Below are 22049 nucleotides of genomic sequence, written 5' to 3' on the forward strand. Positions count from 1 at the left end.
TTGCGGTGCAATATGAAGAAAACAAGGCTGGCATAGAGTTACAAGCGTAGCACGGATGGAATACGCCGAGATACGCAGCCGTAGCCCGGATGGAGCCATCGGGCGTGCGTTCGCGCGACCCGTTGGCTCCATCCGGGCTACGGACAAGCCCTAGATAAAAAAGCCCCGGCCGAAGCCGGGGCTTGATGATGCGACGAAGAAAGCAAGTGCTCACTTCTCGTTGGCACGATTCTTGAGTGCGGTGCCGAGAATGTCGCCGAGCGTCGCGCCCGAATCCGAGGAGCCGTACTGCGCGATGGCTTCCTTCTCTTCGGCCACTTCCAGCGCCTTGATCGAGACCTGCACCTTGCGGGCCTTCTTGTCGAACTGGATCACCCGCGCATCGACCTTCTCGCCGACGGCGAAACGTTCGGCGCGCTGATCGTTGCGGTCGCGGGCGAGTTCCGAGCGCTTGATGAAGGTGGTGAAGTCGGTACCGGAGATCTTCACTTCGACGCCGCTCTCCTTCACTTCGAGCACTTCGCAGGTCACGACCGCGCCCTTCTTGACGTCGCCCGGCTCGGCGAAGGGATCGCCCTCGAGCTGCTTGACGCCGAGCGAGATGCGCTCCTTCTCGACATCGACGTCGAGCACGACGGCCTTCACCAGGTCGCCCTTCTTGAAGTTGTCGATCACCTGCTCGCCCGGAAGCTTCCAGTCGAGATCGGACAGGTGCACCATGCCGTCGACGTCGCCTTCGAGACCCAGGAACAGGCCGAACTCGGTCTTGTTCTTGACCTCGCCCTCGACCACCGAACCGACCGGATGCTTCTCGACGAAGACTTCCCAGGGGTTGCGCATGGTCTGCTTGAGGCCGAGCGAGATGCGGCGCTTGACCGAATCGACTTCCAGCACCTGCACCTCGACTTCCTGCGAGGTGGAGACGATCTTGCCGGGATGCATGTTCTTCTTGGTCCACGACATCTCGGAGACGTGGATCAGGCCTTCGATGCCCGGCTCGAGCTCGACGAACGCGCCGTAATCGGTGATGTTGGTGACGCGGCCGGTGAAGCGGGCGCCAAGCGGATACTTCGCCTCGATGCCCTGCCACGGATCGTCCAGGAGCTGCTTCATGCCGAGCGAGATGCGGTGCGTCTCGTGGTTGATCTTGATGATCTTGACCTTCACGGTCTGGCCGATGGAGAGCACTTCGGTCGGGTGATTGACGCGGCGCCATGCAATATCGGTGACGTGCAACAGGCCGTCGATGCCGCCGAGGTCCACGAACGCACCGTAATCCGTGATGTTCTTGACCACGCCGTCGATCACCTGACCCTCTTCGAGGTTCTGCACCAGCTCCTGGCGCTGCTCGGCGCGGGTTTCTTCGAGCACGGTGCGGCGGGACACCACGATGTTGCCGCGGCGACGGTCCATCTTGAGGATCTGGAACGGCTGCGAGTTGTTCATCAGCGGCGCGACGTCGCGGATCGGACGGATATCGACCTGCGAGCGCGGCAGGAAGGCCACGGCACCGTCGAGATCGACGGTGAAGCCGCCCTTGACCTGGTTGAAGATGACGCCGGTGACCTTCTCGTTGTTCTGGAACGCCTTCTCGAGCTTGCCCCAGCTCTCCTCACGCCGCGCCTTGTCGCGCGACAGCACCGCTTCGCCCAGCGCATTCTCGATGCGGTCGAGGAACACCTCGACCTCGTCGCCAACCTTGAGATCGCTTTCGCGGCCGGGGCCGGCGAATTCGCGCAAGGCCACACGACCTTCGGTCTTCAGGCCGACATCGATGACGGCCATATCCTTTTCGATGGCAACCACCTTGCCCTTGACGACCGAGCTCTCCTGCAGATTGCCGCCGGCAAAGGATTCATCGAGCATCGCGGCGAAATCGTCGCGGGTAGGACTATAGGAAGCAGCAGTATTCGAAGCCATATGTTCTCCAGATGCGGGTGTCTTGCCGGCCGTTCGGGTTAAGGGCGCACCGCGCATGTGGTGTCAGGTCCGCAAATCCTGACGACCGCTCCTTGCGCGTGGGCGCAAAAGCGGGCCGGCAGCAAGCCACATGTTCGATACGTTGATGGCGCGCATTCCGCAAAAGTGGAAAACCGGTTTTGCGAAAGAATGCACGTGACGTAGATGTCCGAGCCCGGAAACGAAAGATCGACGTCAAGAACCGATGGAGCGGGCGCTCCTCCAATATCGGCCGGGGCTCAAACCCCGCTGCCGGCCCGCTCGGGCGGCCCCGACATAGTCGATGGCGGCACGGACGCTACCGATATAATATCCACCGCTATTTTCGGCAAGCCAGAAATGCCCGATTTGCGGGGCTCTAAGGCTGACACAAGCCTTAACAATGCCGGACTGCATTTGAACAATTGTTGACCGTGTTGCGCGAAAGGCATCTGGCAGGGCTTGTGGTGGAACCCGGGCTTAAGTGAGCCCGCGCATAGTGGGGCCCACCCAAGAGACAGGGGGAACGACCATGAAAAGCCTGATCGCCCTGGCCGTCGTTGCCGCGTTCGCACTCGGCCATGCCATCGCCGCAATGCCTGGCGCGGCGGCGTCGATGCGGACCTTTTCGGCTGCACAGTCTTTCTCCGGCCTGGCTGACCAGGAATCCTCGACGCGTTAGGTAGCGTTTTCGAGCGAAGTGGGTACTGGTTCGCGTGAAGAAAACGCGTCAAACAACAATCTAGGCCAGCCCGCGCGCCGCGCGCACCGCCTCGACGATGTCGATCGCGGCGCGCACGCCGGCCTCGATATCGAGATTGGAATTGTCCAGCGTATGCGCATCGGGCGCCGGCTTTAGTGGGGCCACCGCGCGATTCTTGTCACGCTCATCGCGCTTGAGAATATCGGCCAGCACCGCTGCCTCATCGGCGTCCTCGCCGCGCGCGCGGGCCTCCAGCGTCCGCCGCCGGGCCCGCACACGCGGATCGGCGACGACAAAGATCTTCACATCGGCATTCGGGCAGATCACGGTCCCGATATCGCGGCCGTCAAGGACCACGCCAGGCGGATCGGCGGCGAACTGGCGCTGGAAATTGACCAGCGCCTCGCGTACCTTGGGTATTGCAGATACCACGGAAGCGGCATCGCCGATCCGTTGCGTCTTCAGCTCGGGATGGCCGAATTTCTCAGGGTCGAGCTCCATCGCCGCCTTGATCGCGCGCGCTTCATCGGTGAGGTCGGCGCCGGCATCGAGCAACGCCTTCGCCACCGCGCGATAGATCACCCCGGTGTCGAGATGGCGGTAGCCATAATGCGCAGCGAGCCGTTTTCCCAGCGTGCCCTTGCCGGATGCGGCCGGCCCGTCGATGGCGATGATCATGGTGCCCTATTGAGTCGTGGAGTGAGGACCGCGGGCGCGCCGCAACGGTCGCTCCTCGGTGAAGATATTGCGCGAGGCAAACTCGCCCGGGCTGCTGAAGGTGAGAAATTCGCGCATCGCGTCCGAAGCGTCCGCCGAGGTGAACCAGGGTGTCTTCAACCGGCGCGCCGGATCACAGACCCAGCCGGGAACCCGCCCAAGCCTGCGTTGCTTGGCGAGATATTCGGCAATCGCACCAATCAACGCATCGAGCTTCGCGTCACCGGTCAATTTAGGCTCGCGTTCAATCGACGCATAGCGAAGCTCATCGGTGCTTGCCAGGTCGAACGTATCGACAAACTCGGCCAGGACATCGTCCTGCCGCGCACCAGCCTGAATGCTGTCGACGGCATCAGCGAGGGTATTTGGGGGCATCGGCCACTCCCTCACGGCTTATGCTGGGCTGCCGCCATAGCGTCAGCCTCATGAAAACTCCGCGCCGAGCGAGCGCATCATCGGAATGAAATCCGGGAAACTGGTGGCGATGAAGGCGGTGTCGTCGATCGTCACCGGCCGGTCGGCGGCGAGCCCCATCACCAGGGCCGACATCGCGATGCGATGATCCATGTGGGTGGCGACCACGCCGCCGCCGGGCACATGGCCCTTGCCCTCGACGATCAAATCGTCGCCTGAAATCTCGACCTTGACGCCGTTGACACGCAGCATGTCGGCGGTGGCTTCGAGGCGATCGGATTCCTTGACGCGCAATTCCTGCAGGCCGCGCATGATGGTAGTGCCCTCGGCGTAAGCGGCCGCCACCGCCAGCACCAGATATTCGTCGATCATCGCCGGCGCGCGTTCCGGCGGCACCTCGACCCCGCGCAATTTGGAAGCACGCACGCGCAGGCGCGCCATCGGCTCGCCGCCGTCCATGCGCAACTCGTCCTCCTCGATCGAGGCGCCCATCTCGCGCAGCGTCGTGAACAGCCCGGTGCGCAGCGGATTGGTCATGACGTCAGGCAGCACGATATCGGAGCCGCCAACGACCAGCGCCGCCACGACCGGGAACGACGCCGAGGAGGGATCGGCGGGAACGACGACCTCAGCGCCGTGCAGTTCGCCCTGGCCGGTCAGCGCGATCCGGCGGCCGTGGCTGCCTTCCTTGCTCGAGGTGAGCGCGGCACCAAAATGCTTCAGCATCAGCTCGGTGTGATCGCGGCTGGCTTCCTGCTCAATCACCGTGGTGACACCCGGCGCCGCCAGTCCCGCCAACAGCACCGCGGACTTGATCTGGGCCGAAGCGACGGGGGTCTTGTAGACGATCGGCAACGGGTTGCGGGCGCCATGCAGCGTCAGCGGCAGGCGGCCGCCTTCCCTCATCTCGCCCGCCCTGGCGCCCATCAGTTCCAAGGGATCGAGGATCCGCCGCATCGGCCGCGAGCGCAGCGAGGCATCGCCGTCAAAGGTCGCCGTGATCGGACAGCCCGCAACCGCTCCCATCACCAGCCGGCAGCCGGTGCCGGAATTGCCAAAATCGAGCGGCCCGGCGGGCTCCGCGAAGCCCCCGACGCCAACGCCCCGGACCGACCAGGCAAACGGGCCGGTACGCTCGACCTCGGCGCCCAGCGCCCGCATCGATTTGGCGGTATTGAGCACATCTTCGCCCTCGAGCAGCCCGGAAATCCGGCTTTGGCCGACCGCCAGCGCACCCAGGATCAGGGCCCGGTGGGAGATCGACTTGTCGCCGGGGACGCGGGCCTTGCCGCTCAGGGGACCGCTCGCGCGGGCCTCCAGGGGGGCCTTGGAGGGGGTCTTTTCGGGGTTCTGGTGGTCGGAATGGGCCAAGATCGCGTCCTCTCGCGGCGCGGCAGGTAACATATCGAACCCCCGGCGTCACCCGGGAGTAAATGCGCGCAAACCGCTATTGACAGCGGCCCCTCAACTAGCCAAGTGAAGCACCGCTTTTCAGAAAATTCCTGGGATCACCACGTGGCCAAGTCCGACCTCGGAACCAAACGCATTTGCCCGACCACGGGCAAGAAGTTCTATGATCTGAACAAGAACCCGGTTATCTCGCCTTACACTGGCGAAGTCGTGCCGATCGCCCCCGTGGCGCCGCCGCGCGCTACCCGAGGCGCCAGCGCCGCTGCGGCCACCGCCGCTGCCGATACGCCGGAGCCCGCGGAGGCCGAAGAATTGGTCTCGCTCGAGGAGGCCGATGCCGAGGAGAACACCGGCAAGGTCAAGGCGGTCGTTCCCGAATCCGAGGACGATATCGAGATCGACGAGACCCTCGAAGACGATGATGACGATGATTCCACCTTCATCGCCGACGAAGAAGAGGGCGATGAGGACGTCACCGACATCATTGGCGACGTCGGAGGCGATGAAGAGACTTGAGATCGATCCAGAACTGTGTTCTGGGTCTTTCCCCGCGAGTCGGATGCGGCTCGCGATCCCTTAAGGGGCCATAGCTCAGCTGGGAGAGCGCTTGCATGGCATGCAAGAGGTCGGCGGTTCGATCCCGCCTGGCTCCACCACGCTTCGCCCTTCGGGCTACGCGTGGCGCAGCCGCGCGGAGCTCGAAGGGCGAAGCGTGGTGCCCGGCGAAGCCCAACGGGCGAAGACGGGCTGCCGAGAACTTCGCTGGTGCTATCTGCTAGTAGACATTGATGTGGTACGTCTACATCATCCGCAGCATCAACTTTCCAGACCAGGAGTACATCGGTGCCACTGCGGATTTGAAACGACGCTTTCCGGAACACAATGCCGGCAGATCCGCGCACACCGCCAAGTTCAAGCCATGGCAACTGATCTGGTACTGTGCCTTCCCCGATAAGTACAAAGCGCTCGCCTTCGAGAAATATCTCAAATCCCATTCCGGCCGCGCGTTCGCCAAGAAGCGCCTCTGATCCCCCCTCACTCCGCCACCGCCGCATTCAGCCTGTCCCGCAGCGCCACGATCTCGTTCTTCATCGCCGATAGTTCCGGGACCGAGCAGGCAGAGGCCGCCAGGACCTGTCGCGGCACCGCTCTCGCCTTCTCCTTCAGCGCCTGCCCTTGCGGCGTGAGTGCGATCAGCACCTGCCGCTCGTCTTCCTTGCTGCGTGTGCGCTTGATGAGCTGCGCGGCTTCCAACCGCTTGAGCAGCGGCGTCAGCGTGCCGGAATCCAGGAATAGCCGCTCGCCGATATCCTTGACCGGAACGCCATCCTTCTCCCACAGCACCAGCATCACCAGGTATTGCGGATAGGTCAGGCCCAGCCGGTCCAATAGCGGCTTGTAGACGCGGTTGAACGCGTGCGCGGCCGAATAGATCGCAAAGCAGATTTGATTGTCGAGCCGTAGCGGCTGGTCCGCGACCGCCAACTGTTTCCGTGCCATTTTCTCAGCCTCGTCAGAATCTGGGTTCATTGTGGGCCGGTGCCGCCGCACATTCAATTGCGAACAATTAAATGTGAGGCCATGCGCTTTATATTGTGCACAATCTAGTTGTCTGCAATATAAACGGCGTCGAAACCATTGATGAGGGAGACACCCCATGTCCGTGAACGTGCTCTACAAGACCAGCGCCAAGGCCACTGGCGGCCGCGACGGCCATTCCGCGACGCTTGATGGTGCGCTCGACGTCAAGCTCACCACCCCGAAGGAGCTTGGCGGTGGCGGCGGCGCCGGCAACAACCCCGAACAGCTCTTTGCGGCCGGCTACGCCGCCTGCTTCATCGGCGCGATGAAGTTCGTGGCCTCGCAGGGCGGCCCGAAGGTGCCCGCCGACGCTGCGGTGACCTCGACGGTCGGCATCGGACCGCGCTCCGAAGGCGGCTTCGGCCTCGATATCGCGCTCGATGTCTCCCTGCCCGGGCTCTCGCGCGCGGATGCAGAGGCGCTGGTGGAAAAGGCCCACCAGGTGTGTCCCTATTCCAACGCCACGCGCGGCAATGTCGATGTGCGCCTGAACGTGGTGTAATCCGTATGGCGGAATAGCCCGCTGCATCCGGCGGGCTATTCGCGTTGCGATCAGTGGTGCGGCATGCCTCCACGCGCGATAAGGCATTGCCGCCGCGTTCGAAGACCGCTAGCTCTGGACAAGCCCTCCATCTGTTTGACTTGAGCGAAGGTTTCCCATGAGTTCAGAAGCGGTCGCGGGCGCGATGGCCGGCCTGCGCGTGATCGATTTGACGCGCGTGCTCGGCGGCCCCTATTGCACCCAGATTCTCGCCGACCACGGCGCCGACGTGATCAAGGTCGAGCCGCCCGCCGGCGACGAAGTGCGCGACTGGGGCCCTCCCTTTCATGAGGAGGATGCGGCCTATTTCGTCGGCATCAACCGCAACAAGCGCTCGATCGGGCTCGACCTCGCCTCCGAAGGCGGCCGTGCCGTGCTGATGAAGCTGCTCGAAAGCGCCGACGTCCTGATCGAGAATTTCAAGCCGGGCACGCTCGACAAATGGGGCATCGGCAACGACGTGCTGCGCGCGAAATTCCCGCGGCTGGTGCATTGCCGGATCTCCGGCTTCGGCGCCGACGGCCCGCGCGGCGGCAATCCCGGCTATGACGCGATCATCCAGGCCATGACCGGCATGATCGCCGCCACCGGCTCGCCGGAAAGCGGCCCGATGCGAATCGGCGTGCCGCTGGTCGACATCACCACCGGGCTCTATGCGACGATCGGCATCCTGATGGCGCTGTCGGAGCGGCAGCGCTCCGGCCTCGGCCAGTTCCTCGAGACCACGCTGTACGAGACCGGTCTTGCGATCATGCATCCGCACACGGCCAACTACTTCATGCACGGCAAGCCGCCAAGCCTCACCGGCAACGAGCATCCCAACCTCGTTCCTTACGCGATCTTCCCGACCAAGACCGACAACATCTTCATCGGCGTCGGCAATGACGGCACCTTCCGCAAATTGTGTAAGGAGATCGGCAAGCCCGAGCTCGGCACCGACCCGCGCTTTGCCCGCAACAAGGACCGCATCGCCAACCGCGACGCGCTGCGCGCGGAGCTTGCCGCGGTGTTCAGCCAGTATGAGGCCGAGCCGCTGTGCAACCGCCTGCTCGCCGCCGGCCTGCCGGCGGGGCCGGTGCAGAAGATCGACCAGGCGCTGACCAACCCGCACACGATCTACCGCGGCGATATCATCGAGAAGGATTGGTACAAGGGCGTCGCCTCGCCGATCCGGCTGGAACGCACCAAACCCAGCCTGCGCCGCACCCCGCCAAAGTTCAGCCAGCACGCCACTGAGGTGCTCGGCGAGTTCGGCTACTCGCAAGCGGAAGTCGAGGCGCTGGTCGCCAAGGGCGTGGTCTGCGGGCCCGAGCGGAAGCGCTGATCTGTCCGGGTCGGCTTCGTAGCCCGGATGGAGCGAAGCGCAATCCGGGGCTTTTTCGCAAGGCGCGAATTTTCCCGGATTACGCTTCGCTCCATCCGGGCTACTTGCCGGCTGCGGCAACAAGTCACTTCAAGATTGACGTTCCAGGGGCCGCGCGTTTTTGCGCCGGCTCCCGCTTCCCCGGCGCCATGATCTTCGCTTATAGGTCATTTGCACGTCATTCCGCGCTGCTAGCGCAACCGACGGAGATGGCGGCTTAACGGGAGGGGTTTTGATGGCTTTTCGACAGTTCGGCGCTGCAGCAGCAATCGCGGTCGCACTGGCATTCGGCGCTTCGCCGGCATTTGCGGTGACCGAGATCCAGTGGTGGCACGCCATGACCGGCGGCAACAACGATGTCGTGGTCAAGCTCGCCAATGACTTCAATGCATCGCAGAGCAAGTACAAGGTCGTTCCGACCTACAAGGGCGGCTATGCTGATACGATGAACGCCGGCATTGCCGCGTTCCGCGCCGGTAACGCGCCCCACATCATGCAGGTCTTCGAGGTCGGCACCGCCACCATGATGGCGGCAACCGGCGCGATCAAGCCGGTCTACAAGCTGATGCAGGAGGCCGGCGAGAAATTCGATCCGAGCAGCTACCTGCCCGCGATCACCGGCTACTACTCGACTTCGAAAGGCGAGATGCTGTCCTTCCCCTTCAACTCGTCCTCGACGGTGATGTGGGTCAATCTCGACGCCTTGAAGAAGGCTGATATCGCCGAGATTCCGAAGACCTGGCCGGACGTGTTCGACGCAGCGAAAAAACTGAAGGCCGCGGGCTACACCAATTGCGGCTTCTCCAACGCCTGGGCGACCTGGGTCAATATCGAGCAGCTCTCGGCCTGGCACAACGTGCCGCTGGCCAGCAAGGCCAACGGGCTCGACGGCTTTGACACCGTGCTGCAGTTCAACGGACCGCTGCAGGTCAAGCATCTCGAAAATCTGATCGAGCTGCAGAAGGACAAGACCTACGACTATTCCGGCCGCACCAACACCGGCGAAGGCCGCTTCACTTCGGGCGAGTGCCCGATCTTCCTGACCTCGTCGGCCTTCTTCGGCAATGTGAAGTCGCAGGCCAAGTTCAACTGGACCAACGCGCCGATGCCCTACTATCCCGACGCCAAGGGCGCGCCGCAGAATTCGATCATCGGCGGCGCCTCGCTGTGGGTGATGGGTGGCAAGACGGCCGAGGAATACAAGGGCGTCGCCAAGTTCCTGGCCTTCCTCTCCGACACCGACCGCCAGGTCGGGATCCACAAGGCCTCCGGTTATCTCCCGATCACCAAGGCGGCCTACGAGAAAGCGAAGGCGGAAGGCTTCTACAAGGATCAGCCTTATCTGGAGACCCCGCTGAAGGAGCTCACCAACAAGGAGCCGACCGAGAACTCGCGCGGCCTGCGCCTTGGCAACATGGTGCAGCTCCGCGACATCTGGGCCGAAGAGATCGAGCAGGCGCTGGCCGGCAAGAAGACCGCCAAACAGGCGCTCGATGCCGCCGTCGAGCGCGGCAACCAGATGCTCCGGCAGTTTGAAAAAACCGCTGTACGCTGAGATCTCGCGTCGCACGCACACCACGTAGCCCGGATGGAGCGAAGCGTAATCCGGAGAGTTTCGCCGCGGATCGACTACCCGGATTACGCTTGCGCTCCATCCGGGCTACAATTACGCGCCGAGGGGATGATCGGGCGGCCCGCATGATGCGGCCTGCCTCGCTTGGGGTGTCATGCAGAAGCAGGCGGTTTTCCAGTCCAAGCTGTTGCCTTTTGCGCTGGTCGCGCCGCAGCTCGCGATCGTCCTGATCTTCTTCTATTGGCCGGCCGCGCAGGCGGTGCTGCAATCCTTCCTGCTTCAGGATGCGTTCGGGCTCTCGACCAGTTTCGTCTGGTTCGAGAACTACCAGGACATCCTGAGCCAGCCGGATTATTGGGCGGCGATCGTCAGGACCTTCGTGTTCTCCTTCGCCATCGCGTTCTCGTCGCTGTCGTTTGCGCTGCTGCTGGCTGTCATGGCCGACAAGCCGCTGCGCGGCGGCACGCTGTATCGCACGCTCCTGATCTGGCCCTATGCCGTCGCCCCGCCGGTGGTCGGCGTGCTCTGGGTGTTCATGCTGCACCCCTCGCTGGGAATCCTGGCGCGCGGACTGCGCGGCATGGGCATCGACTGGAATCCGCTGCTCGACGGCAACCAGGCCGCGCTCCTGATCATTCTCGCCGCCGCCTGGAAGCAGATTTCCTACAATTTCCTGTTCTTCCTCGCGGGCCTGCAGAGCATTCCGAGAAGCGTGTTCGAGGCGGCCGCGATTGACGGGGCACGCCCGATGCGCCGGTTCTGGACGGTGACGTTCCCGCTGCTGTCGCCGACCATCTTCTTCCTTCTGGTCATCAACATCGTCTACGCCTTCTTCGACACGTTCGGCATCATCGACACGATGACGCGCGGCGGACCGGCAAAGGCCACCGAGACGATGGTGTACAAGGTCTATGTCGACGGCCTGCTCGGCGGCAACCTCGGCAGCTCGGCAGCGCAATCGGTGATCCTGATGATCATGGTCATCGGACTGACAGCGGTGCAGTTCCGCTTCGTCGAGCGCAAGGTGACCTACTGATGGTCGAGCAGGAAGGCATCCAGCGCTACGTCGCGCATGCGATCCTGTGGGTCGGCATCGCGATCGTCGCGTTTCCGGTCTATCTCGCCATCGTTGCGTCCACCCAGGAAAACGCCGTTATCGCCAACGGCCAGATGTCGCTCCTGCCGGGCGGACATTTCCTGGAAACCTACTACCAGACCATTTTCGTCGGCACGAGCGGCTCGACCCGCGAGCCGGTCGGCACCATGCTGCTCAACTCGCTGGTGATGGCGCTGTTGATCGCATTCGGCAAGATCGCGATCTCGATCATCTCGGCCTATGCGATCGTCTATTTCCGCTTTCCGTTCCGGATGGCGATGTTCTGGCTGATCTTCATCACGCTGATGCTGCCGGTCGAGGTGCGGATCTATCCGACCTACAAGACCGTCGCCGATCTGCACCTGCTCGACAGCTATGCCGGTCTTGCGCTGCCGCTGATCGCATCCGCCACCGCGACGCTCCTGTTCCGCCAGTTCTTCATGACCGTGCCCGAGGAGCTGCTCGAGGCGTCGCGCATCGACGGCGCAGGGCCGTTGCGGTTCTTCTGGGATACGCTGTTGCCGCTGTCGCGCACCAACATGGCGGCGCTGTTCGTCATCCTCTTCATCCTCGGCTGGAATCAGTATCTCTGGCCGCTGTTGATCACCACGCGCGACGACATGCAGACGATCCAGATCGGCATCCGCAAGATGATCACCACCACCGATGCACTGACCGAATGGCCGGTGGTGATGGCCACCGCCGTGCTCGCAATGCTGCCGCCGGTGCTCGTGGTCGTGGTGATGCAGAAGCTGTTCGTGCGCGGACTGGTGGAGACGGAAAAGTGAGGGAGCTAGTGGCGAATAGCGAATGGCGAGTAGCGAATGGAGGCACGCGCAAGCTGACGACCTTCGCTTTCCTATTCGCTATTCGCGTCCGCGGAGCTCGACATGGCTAACGTCACCCTCCGCAACGTCCGCAAGACCTATCCGGGCGGCTTCGAAGCGATCAAGGGCATCGATTTCGAGGTCGGCGACGGCCAGTTCTGCGTGCTGGTCGGCCCGTCCGGCTGCGGCAAGTCGACGCTGCTGCGCATGGTGGCGGGGCTGGAGACCATCACCGGCGGCGAGATCGACATCGGCGGCCGCGTGGTCAACCAGGTCGAGCCCGCTGATCGCGACATCGCCATGGTGTTCCAGAACTACGCGCTCTATCCGCATATGAGCGTCTACAACAACATGGCCTACGGCCTGCGCAACCGCCGCATGCCGGAGGCGGAGATCAGGACGCGCGTCGAGGAAGCCGCGCGCATCCTCGAGCTTGCCGCGATGCTCGACCGCAAGCCGCGGCAGCTCTCCGGCGGCCAGCGACAGCGCGTCGCGATGGGGCGCGCGATCGTGCGGCAGCCGAAAGTGTTCCTGTTCGACGAGCCGCTGTCGAACCTCGACGCCAAGCTGCGCATCGCGATGCGAGTCGAGATCCGCAAATTGCAGCGCCGGCTGAACACGACCTCGATCTACGTCACCCACGATCAGCTTGAGGCAATGACGCTCGCCGATATCCTCGTCGTGATGAACGGCGGCCTGGTCGAGCAGATCGGCAATCCCCTTGAAATCTACAAGAAGCCGGCGACCACCTTCGTCGCCGCCTTCATCGGCGCGCCGCCGATGAACCTGATGCCGCTGGCTTCCGATGAACTCAGGTCGCAGCTCGCCAGCGATATCAGTGCCAGCGGCGCCGGCATTCTCGGGATCCGGCCCGAAGACTTCGTGATCGCGAACGAATCGGTCCCCGGCGGCGTCGCGCTTGGCCTCACCGTGGAGGCGATCGAGCATGTCGGCGCCGAGACCTTCGTCTACGGCACCCGCCAGCGTGAGGAACAGGGCGTGGCCGCCAACCCCGGCGAACTGCCGCCGGGCGAGGTCATCGTCCGGGTTCCCGGCGCGACCGGCCCCGCCATCGGCCAGCGGATCCGGGCGGTCGCCCCCCGCGACAAATTGCACCTGTTCACCGCCGATGGCCGGAAGCGAATCGGCTGAGGCTTGGACGCCCTCCCTCGCCGTCATTCCGGGGCCCGCGCAGCGGGAACCCGGAATCCATCGGGCTGCATACCGTGGCGGAGAAATGGATTCCCGGTTCATCGCGGAGCCTGTCATCGGGCCGCGCTTCGCGCGGACCCGGTGGCAATGCCCCGGGGACGACGGCGTTTGGGCTGGCAACGAGCGGATTAATCCTGATTCCAGAGGCGCTTGAACCCTCCGCGAATCGCCCCCATATTCGTTCATGACCGAGGGCAAGACGCCTATTCGGTTGCATGGGGCGCCGCAAGGGCCCCTCAAAGTCGCTTCGAGAGGGCTTTGGGATGTCTCGTGTTCCAACGTTGTCCAGTCCGTTCCTTTTGGGATTCGACGAAATCGAGCGTGCGCTCGATCGCGTCGTGAAAGGCGCCGACGGCTATCCTCCATACAACATCGAGCGGTGTGACCGGTCCAACGGCCAGCCCGAACGCCTGCGCATCACGCTGGCGGTGGCGGGGTTTACCCGCGACCAACTCGATGTAACGGTTGAGGAAAACCAGCTCGTGATTCGGGGCCGCCAGCAGGAGGACAAGGCTCGGCAATACATCCATCGCGGCATTGCCGCACGCCACTTCCAGCGCACTTTCGTGCTGGCGGAGGGGATGCAGGTGCTGGGCGCGGATCTGAAGAACGGGCTGTTGTCGGTCGACCTGGCCAGGCCGGAACCTGAAAGGGTCATTAAGACAATCGCGATCAATGAGCACGAATAATGGAACGAGGAGCGGACTCGACCGCTTAATCGACAAAGGAGTCGAGACCATGAGTGAAGTGAGTACGACGTTAGAACGCGATAGCGTCTCACCGGAGGCGCTGGCCCATCTGGGCGAGGGTCATATCGCCTATGTGAAGCAGGTCCGTTCCGAGGATGTACCGGATCTCTTTCCCCAGGCGCCCAAGATTGCGCCGGGACTCAAACTCTTTGCGCTCCATGCGGCCGACGGCACGCCGATGATGCTGACCGATAGCCGGGAAGCCGCGGTCGCCAACGCCTGGAGCAACGAGCTACAGGCCGTCAGCGTCCACTGACGCCGGTCAGCCTGACGCGGGCTGGTTGAAGGCGCCACAGCGAATTCGATGCGCGGGCATGTCCTCCAACGAGGGCTGCCCGCGTGTTTTTCAAACCGCCCCCCGCTTCATTTGAAGGACTCCCGGAGCTCAAGCAGCGCCGCCTTGAGCGGCGGTCGATCGTCTTTGACGGCTTTCCAGATGATTGCAGCATCAACCCACTGGTAATCATGCCGCAGAATATTGCCGATGCCGGCGATATCCTTCCAACGCACGTCCTTGTGCTGGGCCTTCAAATCATTGCCGAGATGGCGGCTGGCTTCGGAGATAATCTCTATTCCACGTTCAACCGCAGAGCGCAGCAACCACGAGCGCTCGTAATCGCGAATCGTTTTTCCGGCCAGCGCCTTCTCGATGCCGCGGATGCTTTCGAGCATGTCGTGGATCCGCAGCAAAGGGGAGCGCGTGGGCATCTAGAAAACCCGCATCGCCTCGGCTTCGATCTGTTTTCGGATGAGCGGATGGAGTCCCTTGCGGGTGGTTAAATCGACTTCGACGCCAAGGCTCTCCTCGAGTAGCCGCTTGGCGGCCACCAAATCCAGGGCGTTAAAGCGGCCCCGAGGATCGTAGTCGATAAACAGGTCGATGTCGCTTTTCGCATTGGCTTTGTTGCGAGCCGTCGAACCAAACAGGTAGAGCGACGTCGCTCCCAGCGCCTTGATGGCGTCCGCCTGGCTTCGGAGCTTCCTCAATGCTTCAGTTCTTGTCATGCAGCAATTGTATCACGAGCGACGAAATGCCGCCAAAGCGGGTATGCGCTTCGCAACTAGCGACTAAGCCGCGCTTGCCGGCGGCAGTGCGAGCACCGAGTAGATCGCCTGCGCGTCGCGGGAGGCACGGAGCTTCTTGGCAACGTCCTGGTCGCGTAGCAGGCGGGCGATGCGCGCCAGGGCCTTGAGGTGGTCGGCGCCGGCGCCTTCGGGGGCGAGCAGGAGGAAGATGAGGTCGACCGGCTGGCCATCCATCGCCTCGAAATCGATCGGGCGCTCCAGGCGCGCGAACAGGCCGAACAGCTTTTCCAATTTCGGCAATTTACCGTGGGGAATGGCGACGCCGTAACCGACCGCGGTGGTGCCCAATTTCTCGCGCTGCAGCAATACCTCGAAGATCGAACGTTCGTTCTGCCCCGTAAGAGTTGCGGCCCGCGCGGCGAGCTCCTGCAGCGCCTGCTTCTTGCTGATGACTTTCAACGCCGGGAGAATCGCCTCGGGTGCGACCAGATCGGTAATCGTCATGGGGCGTTCCGAGGGTGAAGTGAACCGTCAAGTTGCGAAATAGGTTGTCAGGCGCAGGCGTCAAGAAGATGAATCGGGAAGCGGCTTTTTGGCCCAGATCCCGATCGGGCGGCTTCTACTCCAAGGCATGAGCCGTGCCAACTCCTGCCGGCCAGTTCCCTTGAGCCTATGCTTAAGGGCCGCGGACCATAGGGACGGGCAGGGGGCACGTCAATGCGGAACGGCATAACCATTATGGATTAACCACGGGGGGATCGACCCAGCCTACATTGCCGTCCGCGCGGCGGTAAATGATGTTCACACGGCCGCTACCACCGTGCTGGAAGACCAGGCAGGCTGCGCCGGTCAGGTCCAATTCCAGCACCGCCTCGCTGACCGACAGCCGCTTCAGCGAGGTGGTCGCCTCGGCGATGATCACGGGACTGTATTCGGTGACTTCCCCTTCGCCCTCCGCCGGCGCCTCGATCACATAGCTTGGCGCATCCAGGGGAACGCCGTTGAGCTCGGCAAGGGCGGCGGAGGCCGCGTAGGCCTTGCGGGCCGAGCGGTCCTTCAGCCGGCTCTTATAGCGGCGCAGGCGCTTCTCGATCATCAGGAGCGCGGCGTCGGCGCTGGCATAGGCGTCGGGGGCGTTCGAATCCGCTTCCAGCGTGATCCCGGAATCCAGGTGCAGCGCACAGTCGGTGCGGAAGCCGAAGCCGTCCTTGCTCAGCGTGATATGGCCGGAATAGTTGCCGTCGAAATACTTCTTCAGAACCTCATCGGTGCGCTCGTTCACGCGTGCGCGAAGCGCCTCGCCGATTGAGATGCTCTTTCCCGAGATTCGAAGGGTCATTGCGTGCCTCTATGCCTTATGAAACCCCCGATCGCTTCGGAGGGGTACCAAGACTAGCGCGATTTAACGCGAACGCAATTACACCGGTGCGGTATCGCGCGACCGGTCTGGAGAGGAAGCAGGTGCTGAAAGGGCGTGTCCAAGCATGCTCTGTTTGTCGCGGCGGCGCTGCACCGAGGAAGGAATTCGCATCGCTTCGCGATACTTCGCGACGGTGCGGCGGGCGATATCAATGCCCGACGCGCGCAATCGTTCCACGATCGTATCGTCAGAGAGGATCGCGGACGGCGATTCGGCGTCGATCAACTGCTTGATGTGATGACGGACGGCTTCGGCCGAATGCGCCTCGCCGCCGTCGGCGGAGGCGATCGATGCCGTGAAGAAGTACTTGAGTTCGAAAGTGCCGCGATTGGTCGCCATATATTTGTTGGCGGTCACACGCGACACCGTCGATTCGTGCATCTGGATCGCATCCGCCACGGCTTTGAGATTAAGCGGCCGCAAGTGCGCCACGCCGTAGGTGAAGAAGCCGTCCTGCTGGCGCACGATCTCGGTTGCGACCTTGAGGATCGTGCGGGCGCGCTGATCAAGGGCGCGCACCAGCCAAGTCGCGTTCTGCAGGCAATCCGTGAAGTAGGACTTGTCGCCGTCCTTCCGGATCGTCTTTGACAATTCGGCATAATAGGTCTGGTTCACCAGGACACGCGGCAACGTGTCGCTATTGAGCTCGACATGCCAGCCGCCATCAGGCCCCGGCCGCACATAGACGTCCGGCACCATGGTTTGCGTCCGCGACGAGCCGAACTTCAGGCCCGGCTTCGGATCGAGCCGGCGGATCTCGCCGATCATGTCGGTGATGTCTTCGTCGTCGACGCCGCACAGCTTCCGCAGGGATGCGATATCGCGCTTGGCGAGGAGATCGAGATGTTCGACCAGGGCCTGCATCGCCGGGTCGTAGCGATCGAGCTCGCGGAGCTGGATCGCCAGGCACTCGCTCAAGTTTCGCGCGCAGACGCCGGGGGGATCGAATTTCTGCAGCACCGAGAGCACTGCATCGACCTCGTGCTGCGGCGCACCGAGCCGCTCCGCTGCCTGGCCGAGATCCGGCGGCAGGTAGCCGGCCTCATCGACGAGGTCGATTAGATATTGCCCGATCATACGCTGGGACGGTGAGGTAAAGGCGACCGCAAGCTGCTCGGCGAGATGGTCGGCCAGCGTCAGCTCGGCGGCGACAAAGGCTTCGAGATTGTAGTCCTCATCGCTCGAGGCGCCGCCGCCCCATTCGGTATAGGAGGTCGGAGCCGCGTCTTTCGCGGCGCGTTCGGCAGCCTCCGCCGGCTCTTCGGAGAAGACGTTTTCGAGGCCGGTATCGAGCGTCTGCTCGATCTCGGCGCGGCTGCCGAGATCGCGGTTCAGCCATTCCTCCTGACTCGGCTCGAAGCCGTCGGCGGAACTCGCCGCCTCGCCACCGGCTTCGTCGCCGTAGCTGGAACCATCAGCCTCGGAAAACTCCTGCCGCTCCGTGGCGGGCTCGCCCGCCACCGGCGGTTCCGGCCCATCGCTGGCGCGATCCAGCAATGGGTTCCGTTCCAGCTCCTCCTCCACGAAGGCCGAGAGGTCCAGATTGGACAGTTGCAGCAGCTTGATCGCCTGCATCAACTGCGGCGTCATCACCAGCGACTGCGACTGGCGGAACTCTAATCTCTGGGTCAGTGCCATGGAGGCAAGAACGGTCCAATAAAGAAGTTGGCTCGATTCTTGCTTAGCCTAGTCCAAGGCCGATGTACACGGCTTGACGGATCGGAAAAAGGGCTAGAGGCGGAATTCTTCGCCAAGGTAAAGCCGGCGGACATCCGGATTGTTCACGATCTCATCCGGGCTGCCTTCCGTCAAGATTTCCCCGGCGTAAACGATGTAGGCGCGATCGGTCAGGCCGAGCGTTTCCCGCACATTGTGGTCGGTAATGAGCACCCCGATACCGCGATTGGTCAGGTGACGGACCAGATCCTGGATGTCCCCGACCGCGATCGGGTCGATGCCGGCGAATGGCTCGTCGAGCAGCATGTAATTGGGCCGCGTCGCCAGTGCGCGGGCGATCTCGACGCGGCGGCGCTCGCCGCCGGATAGCGCGATCGATGGTGTCTTTCGCAACCGCGTAATGTTGAATTCGTCGAGCAGCGCATCGAGTTCCGCCTCGCGCTTCTTCCTTGAAGGCTCGACCACTTCGAGCACCGCGCGGATGTTCTGCTCGACCGACAATCCGCGGAAGATCGAGGCTTCCTGCGGAAGATAGCCGATGCCGAGGCGGGCGCGCTGATACATCGGCAGTTTCGTCACATCGTGGCCATCCAGCTCGATGGCGCCGCGATCGGCCTTGATCAGCCCGGTGATCATGTAGAATACCGTGGTCTTGCCGGCGCCATTGGGGCCCAGCAGGCCGACCGCCTCGCCGCGGCGCACATAGATGCTGACGCCGCGCACGACCTGGCGGCTGCCGAAACTCTTTTCCACGCTATGCACAGCCAGATAGCCCGGGCGCCGGATCAGGCGCGGGGCACTGGCGCCCTTGGTCTTGGCGGACGTCTTGGCTGGCTTGGCGGCGCGCGGGCGCGGCCTCTCCTCCCTGGGCGGCTCGGGCACCGGTTGCGGATGTGGCAGTTCCATGCCGGGCATCGGGGCGGCACGCGCCCCCGGCGACGTATCCCGGACGGAGCTTGTCAGCATCTCGCCAAAGGAATCGTCGAGCGCGGTGATGTCCTCACGCGAACGCGCGAAGCCGGAACTGCGTTTCGCAGGGCGCCTTCGGAACATGCCGAATATGTCCACCATCCCGCTTCGCCAGCCTTTCACGGTGTCCCCGGGGACTACGCCCGCGGGCTAATCGATTAGCTCGCGAACCTTGAATGCGTGGATGCCCCTGTCCTGCGGAACCGCTCGCCCACCCCCAGGCGCGTTCCACCACCGGACGTCCACTCTCTGTTCGGAAAACCGGTTCCCATTTTTCCGGATCATCGCCTAGATACAGTCTCGCCCCGCCGGCTTCAACCTCGCCGCCTCAAGATATTCAGTAAGCTATTGATTTATTTCGACTTACTGGAAGGCGACGGGCTGCCGGGCTGCGGCGGGCAGCCCCCCTGGCCACCGCCGCCCTGTCCGCCCTGTCCTTGCTGGATCAGCGCCTGCACCCTGCCGCCGTCGGATTCCACACGCGAGACGCCGGTCGTCATGTCCACCAGCAGCCTGTCGCCGCGCAGCACGTTCTTGCACTGCGTCAGCACGACGCCGCCGAGCATGGTAATGAGATTGGCTTTGGTGTCGAAGATCGCGGTCTCCCCGGTGACGACCTGATCCTTCTGGGTGACCACGACGTTGCCCTTGGCCTCCAGCCGCTTGATCGAGGAGCTGCCACCCGGCCCCGGCTGGGCCGACTGCATCGGCGCCGATTTTGCGCTTTTGGCGTTCGATGGCGGCGGCGTGCCTTGGCCCTGTCCCGAATTCGATTCATAGAACACGACCAGCGTCTTCGACGTCATCGTGGTGTCGCCCTGTACCACCTTCACATTGCCCGAGAATGTCGCTTCCTTTTTCTTGTCGCGCATCTCGAGCGCCGCCGCCTCGATCTGGATCGGCTGGTCACGATTCTGGGTAAAGCCCTGCATGGCGTTGGGCACGCCGGAGACTGCGCTCTGCGCGCGCACCGAACCCGGCGCGATCATCGCGAGTACGAAGGCCGCCGCTGCAACACCGCGCGAAGAAAACTGCTTCATGAAGATCATTTCGTGTTGGCGGATTTGCTTGAGCCCGAGCGCGTCTTCTGTGGCGGTGGCGGTGCAGGTGCGGGCGCCGGCTCCGCTTCGGCCTGCGCCGGCGGATTATCCATGATCAAATTCATCACGACATTGCCTTCGAAGCGCACGACCTCGCCGTTGTTGTAGATCCGGAGCTTGTCGGCGGTCAGCGTGCCGTTCAGCAATTTGACGTCGACATGCTCGTCCGACGTCACCGTGCCCTTGTTGATATCGACAAAGGCTTGCGAAAGCTTGGCCTCATAGCCGGTCGACGTTTGCAGGAAGATGTCTTTGCGCAGGTCGAGGAGCTGCTGCTTGCTGTCGTAGAAGCCGGTGCGCGCATCCATGGTCATCGTGGAGCGGTCTTCCATCAGCATCTTTGCACGCAGGGTCTGAAGCTCGACGTGATCGGGGTCGGTGAGGTCCTGGATCGCCGCCTTGGCCCAGAGCTCGTACGGGCGCTGGTCGGTGGAGAAGCCTGCGAGATGCGGCGATTCCATCGTGATCTTGGTGCCGGAGACGACCAGGTTGCCGATGTCGACCGGCAGCTTCGGCAACAACATGCGGAACGGATTGAAGACCGACACCCCGACGATCGCGAGCAATGACAGCACCACCGCCGCGGGGACCGCGATGCGCAGGATCCGCACCATCCGGCTGTGGCGCTCGGCGGCGGCAAAGCGCGCCTCGAGGCCGGCTAGATAGGCTGGGCTCTGGATCGAATTCACCGCTGCTCCAAGGGCGCGAAGTCTGGCAAAAGCTTACATCATTCTACCCGGGACCGCCGGATTGCGCAGCCGGGACGTCGCATCGCGGCCGCCGCACACTCGCGTTACGAGTGTGACCGAAACGGGGCGGACGAACGTCTTTCGGACGTCCGAGCCGGCCTCGGACAGGCTTAGGAATGCGCAAAAATGTCTTCGGCTTCCCAGCCGCCGAGATCGAGCCGGGCGCGGGTGGGCAGGAATTCGAAACAGGCTTTCGCCAGTTCGGTGCGGCCCTCGCGCGCCAGCATCGCATCGAGCTTCTCGCGCAGCGCATGCAGATGCAGCACGTCGGACGCGGCATAGGCAAGCTGCGCCTCGCTCAGCGCCGGCGCGCCCCAGTCGCTCGATTGTTGCTGCTTCGACAGTTCGATATTGAGCACCTCGCGCACCAAGTCCTTCAGTCCGTGGCGGTCGGTATAGGTGCGGCTGAGGCGGGAAGCGATCTTGGTGCAGTAGACCGGCGTCGGCATCACGCCATAGGCATTGTAGAGCGCCGCAAGATCGAACCGCGCGAAGTGGAAGATCTTCAGGATGTTCGGATTGGCGAGCAGCGCCTTCAGGTTCGGCGCATCGGCTGATGCCATCGGCACCTGCACGACGTCGGCCGTGCCGTCGCCATTGGACATCTGCACCACGCAGAGCCGGTCGCGATGCGGATTGAGCCCCATGGTCTCGGTGTCGATCGCAACGGCATCCTTGTAGCGGGACAGATCCGGCAAATCGCCGCGGTGCAGGCGGATGGTCATGAAAGCGTGCCTCAGGTCAAAAAAGTTCGATTCGAGGCGCGACACTAGCCTCCAAAGCGCGAGGAGGCGAGCGCTAGAACAGCCACAAACCGCAATAAAACGAGCTATTTGCCATGGTTTTGCGGAGTTCCTCGGTGCCCGCAGCCAGTACCGACGAGAGCCCGCCGGCCATCCCTTGGGGGCGTAGCCCGGGTGAAGCGCCAGCGTAACCCGGGGCCGCTCCAACCACTTGCGCAAATGTCCCCGGTTGCGCTCCGCT

25 protein-coding genes and 1 tRNA gene are annotated in these 22049 nt (G+C 63.2%); 12 read left to right on the forward strand and 14 right to left on the reverse strand.

What is annotated here, in order from left to right; translation table 11 throughout:
- Positions 1–210: 210 nt before the first annotated feature.
- On the reverse strand, positions 211–1920 hold the full coding sequence (gene rpsA, locus ACZYOF_RS13695) for a 30S ribosomal protein S1 (protein WP_028167309.1): 1710 nt from the start codon (positions 1918–1920) through the stop codon (positions 211–213).
- 550 nt (positions 1921–2470) lie between these two features.
- Between rpsA and ACZYOF_RS13700 the strand changes: the two genes are divergently transcribed.
- Positions 2471–2620 (forward strand): hypothetical protein, encoded by a 150-nt coding sequence (locus ACZYOF_RS13700; protein ID WP_160168987.1) that lies wholly within the window; start codon positions 2471–2473, stop codon positions 2618–2620.
- A gap of 60 nt (positions 2621–2680) precedes the next feature.
- On the opposite strand, the gene cmk is transcribed toward ACZYOF_RS13700, so the two are convergent.
- Genes cmk through aroA form a run of 3 tightly spaced genes read right to left on the reverse strand, consistent with a single transcriptional unit; the run spans position 2681 to position 5176 of the window.
- On the reverse strand, positions 2681–3319 hold the full coding sequence (gene cmk / locus ACZYOF_RS13705; RefSeq protein ID WP_130579846.1) for a (d)CMP kinase: 639 nt from the start codon (positions 3317–3319) through the stop codon (positions 2681–2683).
- A 6-nt stretch (positions 3320–3325) separates the two neighbouring features.
- Positions 3326–3748 carry a hypothetical protein gene (locus ACZYOF_RS13710; RefSeq protein ID WP_463716087.1) on the reverse strand — a complete coding sequence of 141 codons (423 nt, stop codon included), beginning with the start codon at positions 3746–3748 and terminating at the stop codon, positions 3326–3328.
- Positions 3749–3781: 33 nt separating this feature from the next.
- A complete protein-coding gene (gene aroA, locus ACZYOF_RS13715) occupies positions 3782–5176 on the reverse strand; it encodes a 3-phosphoshikimate 1-carboxyvinyltransferase (protein WP_463716088.1) in 1395 nt (464 codons plus the stop codon).
- 111 nt (positions 5177–5287) lie between these two features.
- Between aroA and ACZYOF_RS13720 the strand changes: the two genes are divergently transcribed.
- The 3 genes from ACZYOF_RS13720 to ACZYOF_RS13730 all read left to right on the forward strand — a co-directional run bounded on the left by ACZYOF_RS13720 (position 5288) and on the right by ACZYOF_RS13730 (position 6210).
- Positions 5288–5698, forward strand: coding sequence for a TIGR02300 family protein (locus tag ACZYOF_RS13720; RefSeq protein ID WP_130579843.1), 411 nt, complete (start codon positions 5288–5290; stop codon positions 5696–5698).
- Positions 5699–5762: 64 nt separating this feature from the next.
- Positions 5763–5838, forward strand: a tRNA-Ala gene (locus tag ACZYOF_RS13725).
- A 132-nt stretch (positions 5839–5970) separates the two neighbouring features.
- The gene (locus ACZYOF_RS13730; RefSeq protein WP_130226708.1) at positions 5971–6210 is read left to right on the forward strand and encodes a GIY-YIG nuclease family protein; all 240 of its coding nucleotides are present in this window, start codon (positions 5971–5973) and stop codon (positions 6208–6210) included.
- Positions 6211–6217: 7 nt separating this feature from the next.
- Here ACZYOF_RS13730 and ACZYOF_RS13735 read toward each other — a convergent pair whose 3' ends face one another.
- Positions 6218–6682: a MarR family winged helix-turn-helix transcriptional regulator gene (locus ACZYOF_RS13735; protein ID WP_463716089.1), complete on the reverse strand. Its 465-nt coding sequence runs from the start codon at positions 6680–6682 to the stop codon at positions 6218–6220.
- A gap of 157 nt (positions 6683–6839) precedes the next feature.
- Between ACZYOF_RS13735 and ACZYOF_RS13740 the strand changes: the two genes are divergently transcribed.
- From ACZYOF_RS13740 to ACZYOF_RS13775, 8 genes are all read left to right on the forward strand, one after another.
- A complete protein-coding gene (locus ACZYOF_RS13740; RefSeq protein WP_130583130.1) occupies positions 6840–7265 on the forward strand; it encodes an organic hydroperoxide resistance protein in 426 nt (141 codons plus the stop codon).
- Between the two features lie 157 nt (positions 7266–7422).
- Positions 7423–8628, forward strand: a complete 1206-nt coding sequence (locus tag ACZYOF_RS13745; protein WP_463716090.1) for a CaiB/BaiF CoA transferase family protein — start codon at positions 7423–7425, stop codon at positions 8626–8628.
- Between the two features lie 274 nt (positions 8629–8902).
- Positions 8903–10222 (forward strand): sn-glycerol-3-phosphate ABC transporter substrate-binding protein UgpB, encoded by a 1320-nt coding sequence (gene ugpB / locus ACZYOF_RS13750; protein ID WP_463716091.1) that lies wholly within the window; start codon positions 8903–8905, stop codon positions 10220–10222.
- Between the two features lie 172 nt (positions 10223–10394).
- On the forward strand, positions 10395–11276 hold the full coding sequence (gene ugpA, locus ACZYOF_RS13755; protein ID WP_282528730.1) for a sn-glycerol-3-phosphate ABC transporter permease UgpA: 882 nt from the start codon (positions 10395–10397) through the stop codon (positions 11274–11276).
- The gene (ugpE, locus tag ACZYOF_RS13760) at positions 11276–12124 is read left to right on the forward strand and encodes a sn-glycerol-3-phosphate ABC transporter permease UgpE (RefSeq protein WP_463716092.1); all 849 of its coding nucleotides are present in this window, start codon (positions 11276–11278) and stop codon (positions 12122–12124) included. Before ugpA ends, ugpE begins: the two co-directional genes overlap by 1 nt.
- Before the next feature lie 102 nt (positions 12125–12226).
- Positions 12227–13315 carry a sn-glycerol-3-phosphate import ATP-binding protein UgpC gene (locus tag ACZYOF_RS13765; protein ID WP_463716093.1) on the forward strand — a complete coding sequence of 363 codons (1089 nt, stop codon included), beginning with the start codon at positions 12227–12229 and terminating at the stop codon, positions 13313–13315.
- Positions 13316–13638: 323 nt separating this feature from the next.
- Positions 13639–14064 (forward strand): Hsp20 family protein, encoded by a 426-nt coding sequence (locus tag ACZYOF_RS13770; RefSeq protein ID WP_130583124.1) that lies wholly within the window; start codon positions 13639–13641, stop codon positions 14062–14064.
- 49 nt (positions 14065–14113) lie between these two features.
- Positions 14114–14380 carry a BQ00720 family protein gene (locus ACZYOF_RS13775; RefSeq protein ID WP_028164846.1) on the forward strand — a complete coding sequence of 89 codons (267 nt, stop codon included), beginning with the start codon at positions 14114–14116 and terminating at the stop codon, positions 14378–14380.
- Positions 14381–14487: 107 nt separating this feature from the next.
- On the opposite strand, the gene ACZYOF_RS13780 is transcribed toward ACZYOF_RS13775, so the two are convergent.
- The 9 genes from ACZYOF_RS13780 to ACZYOF_RS13820 all read right to left on the reverse strand — a co-directional run bounded on the left by ACZYOF_RS13780 (position 14488) and on the right by ACZYOF_RS13820 (position 21790).
- On the reverse strand, positions 14488–14796 hold the full coding sequence (locus ACZYOF_RS13780) for a HepT-like ribonuclease domain-containing protein (RefSeq protein WP_463716094.1): 309 nt from the start codon (positions 14794–14796) through the stop codon (positions 14488–14490).
- 36 nt (positions 14797–14832) lie between these two features.
- On the reverse strand, positions 14833–15129 hold the full coding sequence (locus tag ACZYOF_RS13785) for a nucleotidyltransferase family protein (RefSeq protein ID WP_463716095.1): 297 nt from the start codon (positions 15127–15129) through the stop codon (positions 14833–14835).
- Between the two features lie 63 nt (positions 15130–15192).
- A complete protein-coding gene (gene ptsN, locus ACZYOF_RS13790; protein WP_027581007.1) occupies positions 15193–15654 on the reverse strand; it encodes a PTS IIA-like nitrogen regulatory protein PtsN in 462 nt (153 codons plus the stop codon).
- A gap of 232 nt (positions 15655–15886) precedes the next feature.
- The gene (gene hpf / locus ACZYOF_RS13795; RefSeq protein WP_028164845.1) at positions 15887–16489 is read right to left on the reverse strand and encodes a ribosome hibernation-promoting factor, HPF/YfiA family; all 603 of its coding nucleotides are present in this window, start codon (positions 16487–16489) and stop codon (positions 15887–15889) included.
- 78 nt (positions 16490–16567) lie between these two features.
- Entirely contained in the window at positions 16568–18208 is a 1641-nt protein-coding gene (gene rpoN / locus ACZYOF_RS13800; RefSeq protein WP_130584034.1) for an RNA polymerase factor sigma-54, read from the reverse strand.
- A gap of 93 nt (positions 18209–18301) precedes the next feature.
- Positions 18302–19318, reverse strand: coding sequence for an LPS export ABC transporter ATP-binding protein (gene lptB, locus ACZYOF_RS13805; protein ID WP_463716096.1), 1017 nt, complete (start codon positions 19316–19318; stop codon positions 18302–18304).
- 251 nt (positions 19319–19569) lie between these two features.
- On the reverse strand, positions 19570–20265 hold the full coding sequence (locus ACZYOF_RS13810; RefSeq protein ID WP_463702113.1) for an LptA/OstA family protein: 696 nt from the start codon (positions 20263–20265) through the stop codon (positions 19570–19572).
- Positions 20262–21005, reverse strand: coding sequence for an LPS export ABC transporter periplasmic protein LptC (lptC, locus tag ACZYOF_RS13815; protein ID WP_394566501.1), 744 nt, complete (start codon positions 21003–21005; stop codon positions 20262–20264). The genes ACZYOF_RS13810 and lptC overlap by 4 nt, the downstream gene beginning before the upstream one ends.
- Positions 21006–21175: 170 nt before the next feature.
- On the reverse strand, positions 21176–21790 hold the full coding sequence (locus ACZYOF_RS13820; RefSeq protein ID WP_130584221.1) for a ribonuclease D: 615 nt from the start codon (positions 21788–21790) through the stop codon (positions 21176–21178).
- Between the last annotated feature and the right edge of the window lie 259 nt (positions 21791–22049).

It is taken from the genome of Bradyrhizobium sp. LeoA1Lang (assembly GCF_055413685.1).

Coding starts and splice junctions, on each gene's coding strand:
- rpsA (WP_028167309.1), bottom strand. CDS start 1,920: ATGGCTTCGAATACTGCTGCTTCCTATAGTCCTACCCGCGACGATTTC.
- ACZYOF_RS13700 (WP_160168987.1), top strand. CDS start 2,471: ATGAAAAGCCTGATCGCCCTGGCCGTCGTTGCCGCGTTCGCACTCGGC.
- cmk (WP_130579846.1), bottom strand. CDS start 3,319: ATGATCATCGCCATCGACGGGCCGGCCGCATCCGGCAAGGGCACGCTG.
- aroA (WP_463716088.1), bottom strand. CDS start 5,176: ATGTTACCTGCCGCGCCGCGAGAGGACGCGATCTTGGCCCATTCCGAC.
- ACZYOF_RS13730 (WP_130226708.1), top strand. CDS start 5,971: ATGTGGTACGTCTACATCATCCGCAGCATCAACTTTCCAGACCAGGAG.
- ACZYOF_RS13735 (WP_463716089.1), bottom strand. CDS start 6,682: ATGGCACGGAAACAGTTGGCGGTCGCGGACCAGCCGCTACGGCTCGAC.
- ACZYOF_RS13740 (WP_130583130.1), top strand. CDS start 6,840: ATGTCCGTGAACGTGCTCTACAAGACCAGCGCCAAGGCCACTGGCGGC.
- ACZYOF_RS13745 (WP_463716090.1), top strand. CDS start 7,423: ATGAGTTCAGAAGCGGTCGCGGGCGCGATGGCCGGCCTGCGCGTGATC.
- ugpB (WP_463716091.1), top strand. CDS start 8,903: ATGGCTTTTCGACAGTTCGGCGCTGCAGCAGCAATCGCGGTCGCACTG.
- ugpA (WP_282528730.1), top strand. CDS start 10,395: ATGCAGAAGCAGGCGGTTTTCCAGTCCAAGCTGTTGCCTTTTGCGCTG.
- ugpE (WP_463716092.1), top strand. CDS start 11,276: ATGGTCGAGCAGGAAGGCATCCAGCGCTACGTCGCGCATGCGATCCTG.
- ACZYOF_RS13765 (WP_463716093.1), top strand. CDS start 12,227: ATGGCTAACGTCACCCTCCGCAACGTCCGCAAGACCTATCCGGGCGGC.
- ACZYOF_RS13770 (WP_130583124.1), top strand. CDS start 13,639: ATGTCTCGTGTTCCAACGTTGTCCAGTCCGTTCCTTTTGGGATTCGAC.
- ACZYOF_RS13775 (WP_028164846.1), top strand. CDS start 14,114: ATGAGTGAAGTGAGTACGACGTTAGAACGCGATAGCGTCTCACCGGAG.
- ACZYOF_RS13780 (WP_463716094.1), bottom strand. CDS start 14,796: ATGCTCGAAAGCATCCGCGGCATCGAGAAGGCGCTGGCCGGAAAAACG.
- ACZYOF_RS13785 (WP_463716095.1), bottom strand. CDS start 15,129: ATGACAAGAACTGAAGCATTGAGGAAGCTCCGAAGCCAGGCGGACGCC.
- ptsN (WP_027581007.1), bottom strand. CDS start 15,654: ATGACGATTACCGATCTGGTCGCACCCGAGGCGATTCTCCCGGCGTTG.
- hpf (WP_028164845.1), bottom strand. CDS start 16,489: ATGACCCTTCGAATCTCGGGAAAGAGCATCTCAATCGGCGAGGCGCTT.
- rpoN (WP_130584034.1), bottom strand. CDS start 18,208: ATGGCACTGACCCAGAGATTAGAGTTCCGCCAGTCGCAGTCGCTGGTG.
- lptB (WP_463716096.1), bottom strand. CDS start 19,318: ATGGTGGACATATTCGGCATGTTCCGAAGGCGCCCTGCGAAACGCAGT.
- ACZYOF_RS13810 (WP_463702113.1), bottom strand. CDS start 20,265: ATGATCTTCATGAAGCAGTTTTCTTCGCGCGGTGTTGCAGCGGCGGCC.
- ACZYOF_RS13820 (WP_130584221.1), bottom strand. CDS start 21,790: ATGACCATCCGCCTGCACCGCGGCGATTTGCCGGATCTGTCCCGCTAC.